1 protein-coding gene is annotated in these 1,015 nt (G+C 60.5%); it reads left to right on the forward strand.

Features of this window, described 5'->3' with window-relative positions:
* Positions 1 to 42 precede the first annotated feature (42 nt).
* Positions 43 to 1,015: IS481 family transposase (locus ACYZGB_RS22785; protein WP_462391268.1), on the forward strand; the 973-nt coding region annotated here is incomplete at its 3' end.

The following is a 1,015-nucleotide window of genomic DNA, read 5'->3' on the forward strand; positions in this document are numbered from 1 at the left end:
GGAGTTGATAGAGTCCTTGCAATCCACCCAGGGAGTGAAGCCATGTTGATAGCCCTGCACAAGAACGCCCGCACCACGCCCGCCGTGCGCGCCGAGATCGCAGCCAGCAATGAACCAGCCAGCGTCCTGGCCCAGCGCTTTGGGATCACTGAGCAGACGGTCTACAAGTGGAAGAAGCGCGATGTCTTTGCAGACCGCTCGCACACGGCCCATCGCCTGCAGACGGTTCTCACGCCTGCGCAAGAGACCGTGGTGGTTCACTTGCGACGTACCCTGCTGCTGCCCCTGGATGACCTGCTGGCGGTCACGCGGGAGTTCTTGAGCCCCGATGTCTCACGCTCAGGTTTGGACAGGTGCCTGCGCCGCCATGGCGCGGGCAACCTCAACGCCCTCAAGCCCCAGGAGCCTGCGGTAGCCCACAAGGCCTTCAAGAGCTACGAGCCAGGCTACGTGCACATGGACGTGAAGTACCTGCCCCAGATGCAGGACGAGAGCAGCAGGCGCTATCTGTTCGTGGCCATCGACAGGGCCACGCGCTGGGTGTTCGTGCAGTTCAAGGCTAACAAGACAGCGGCCAGTGCCAGGGCCTTTCTCAAAGCACTTCACAAGGCCTGCCCGATCAGGATCAACAAGCTGTTGACCGACAACGGCAAGGAGTTCACAGACCGACTGTTTGCCAGCCGGGAGCGCGAACCCAGCGGCAACCATGAGTTCGACCAACTGTGCCAGGAGCTGGGCATAGAGCACCGGCTGACCAAGCCCAAGACCCCGAGAACCAACGGCATGGTGGAGCGGTTCAATGGCCGCATAGCGGACGTCCTGAAGACCCACCGATTCAACAGCCGTGAAGATATGGAGCAGACCTTGCTGCGCTATGTGGCCTTGTACAACCACCAGTTGCCGCAGTCAGCGCTCAAGAGCAAGACGCCAATGAAGGCCATGAAAGAGTGGCATCAGACGCACCCGCATCTTTTTCACAAGCGGCCATATGATCGTCCGGGATGTGACACCTATG

The sequence above is a fragment of the Acidovorax sp. Q11 genome (assembly GCF_054950075.1).